General features: G+C 69.0%; 2 protein-coding genes. One reads left to right on the top strand and one right to left on the bottom strand.

Translation table 11 applies throughout. The features are described from left to right. Nucleotides 1-405 precede the first annotated feature (405 nt). Nucleotides 406-972, bottom strand: a complete 567-nt coding sequence (locus tag HW445_RS27315; protein WP_180223545.1) for a MarR family winged helix-turn-helix transcriptional regulator — start codon at nucleotides 970-972, stop codon at nucleotides 406-408. 115 nt (nucleotides 973-1,087) lie between these two features. Here HW445_RS27315 and HW445_RS27310 point away from each other — a divergent pair. Next, nucleotides 1,088-2,342, top strand: a 1,255-nt coding sequence (locus tag HW445_RS27310; RefSeq protein WP_180223546.1) for an MFS transporter, incomplete at its 3' end; no start/stop codon positions are given.

Raw genomic sequence — 2,342 nt, 5'->3', positions numbered from 1 at the left:
CGGCGCTTTCCAGTCCGGCGCTTTCGCGCTTTCCTTTCCGGCGGTTCCGACTCTATCAGATCCTTTCGGCGTCTGATTCCCAGTCAGCGGGATTTGTCTTCTGGGCTGTTGGGCCCTTCCGACGTCTCAAACCTTAGCGGATCTTTCCCGTGGCGCCCAATCGGGTCCCATTCGGGTCCGGCGGGGATACCTCGAGTCCACACGAATTCCATTCCGGGCATGCCGAAATAGTTCTCGCGAGGAGTGATCGTGCTGGGTGTGAGGTGCCGCTGAGAGCGGCGAACGGTTGCCGGCGAACCGTGACGGCTCGGTGGCAACTCGAAGAACCTTACGGATCGCAGTGGGCCGTGTCAAGGCGCCCGGGTGTGACGTCCGAGGCGGGGGTCTGGCCGCCCTCAGCCCAGGTCAGTCCAGGTCGGTCAGACGGCCGCCGGCGTCCGGCTGGGCGTGTTCGACGCGGATGAGGAGGCGGGTGAGGAGCTCGCCGAGGGTGTGGCGTTCCCCGGAGGAGAGGTCCTGGAGCAGGTCCTCCTCGAAGACGCTCGCCAGGCGCATGGCGTCGAGCCACTTCTCTCGGCCGAACGGCGTCAGCTCGACGATGACGCGGACCCGGTTGGACTCGTCGCGCTCCCGGGTGACCAGACCCTCGGCGACCATGCGGTCGATGCGGTGGGTCATCGCGGCCGGCGTGAGGCCCAGGCGCTTGGCCAGCTCGCCCGGCCCCATCCGGTAGGGGGCGCCGGAGAGCACCAAGGCCTTGAGGACCTCCCACTCCGCGTTGCTGATGCCGAGATCCGCGGTCTGGCGGCTGTAGGCGACGTTCATCCGGCGGTTGAGCCGGGACAGCGCCGACACCACCTTCTCGACCTGAGGATCCAGGTCCTGGAACTCGCGCTGGTAGGCCGCGATCTGCTCCTCGAGCGTCGGCTCACCGGGCGCCGCTGCAGTCCGGTCTGCGGAGTTGTCGGCCATGTGTGGAGTATCGCATGCACAGACTTCGCACCTGAAGCCCTCGAGGATGTAATGTTTAGCTTCGAACTTTAGGTTCTAAGTGTTCAAGGTTAACGATCGTGCGAGGCAGGTGACAGTGAGCAAGGCGATGCGGCGGATCCATGTGGGCAGCGCACTCAGTGCGTTCGGTCTGGGTTTCACCGTTCCGTATCTGTACGTCTACGTGGCACAGGTGCGGGGGCTCGGCTCCGTGACGGCGGGGCTGGTCCTCGCGGTGTTCGCGGTGGCCGCCCTGATCGTGCTCCCGTTCGCCGGGCGGGCCATCGTCTCGCGCGGCGCGCTTCCGGTGCTGATCGGTTCACTGGCGGCCGCCGCGGGTGGCTCGCTGGCGCTCGGCCTGTCCGCCGGTGCGGCCACGGTGCTGCTGTCCGCGGCGCTGCTCGGCGCCGGCCAGGCCGTGATGCAGCCCGCGCTCGCCACGCTGGTCGTCGACTGCTCGTCCACGGCCTCGCGGACGCGGGCGTTCGCCACCCAGTTCTTCCTGCAGAACCTCGGGCTGGGCGTCGGCGGTCTGATCGGCGGCCACCTGGTGGACCCGACGCGGCCCAGCTCGTTCACCCTGCTGTTCTCCATCCAGGCGGCGATGTTCGTGCTGCTGACCGGCCTGATGGCCACGACGAGGCTGCCGAGGGCCGGGCTGCCGGACGGCTCGCCCGAGGAGGTCCCCGCGGTCAAGGCCGACTGGCGTTCGCTGATGCGCAACCGGGCCATGGTGTGGCTGTGCGTCCTGGGGTTCGTGCTCTTCTTCGCCTGCTACGGACAGTTCGAGTCGGGGCTGAGCGCCTACGGGGTGGAGGCCGCCGGCATCTCGACGTCCACGCTGGGCACGGCGCTGGCCGCCAACACGGCGGTGATCGTGCTGGCCCAGTTCCTGGTGCTGCGCTTCGTCGAGCGGCGCCGGCGCTCCCGCGTGATCGCGGCCGTGGGTCTGCTGTGGACCTTCGCCTGGGCGGTCGCCGGGTTCTCCGGGCTGGCCGATGTCAGCCAGGCCGTCGCGACGGTCTCGTTCATCTCCGTGTACGCGCTGTTCGGCCTGGGTGAGGCGCTGCTGTCGCCGACCTTGGCGCCGCTGGTCGCGGACCTCGCTCCGACCGGGCTCGCCGGGCAGTACAACTCGGCGTTCGCTCTGGTCAAGCAGCTGGCCCTGGCGATCGGTCCGGCCGTGGGCGGGCCGATGGGCGCCTCGCTGCACGGGCCGTACGTCGTGCTGATGATGGTGTTCTGCGTGGGCATGGCCGGGCTGGCGATCATGCTGGAACGCCGGCTCACCCCGGCGCAGAACCACCCCTATGCCTGGCGCAGCCGGATCGTGGCGCAGGGCGCGCCCGCCT

It is taken from the genome of Streptomyces sp. UH6 (genome assembly GCF_013421635.1).
Classification (GTDB): domain Bacteria; phylum Actinomycetota; class Actinomycetes; order Streptomycetales; family Streptomycetaceae; genus Streptomyces; species Streptomyces abyssomicinicus.
The sequence above is the reverse complement of the archived record's forward strand: the minus strand, read 5'-3'. Positions and strand labels throughout refer to the sequence as shown.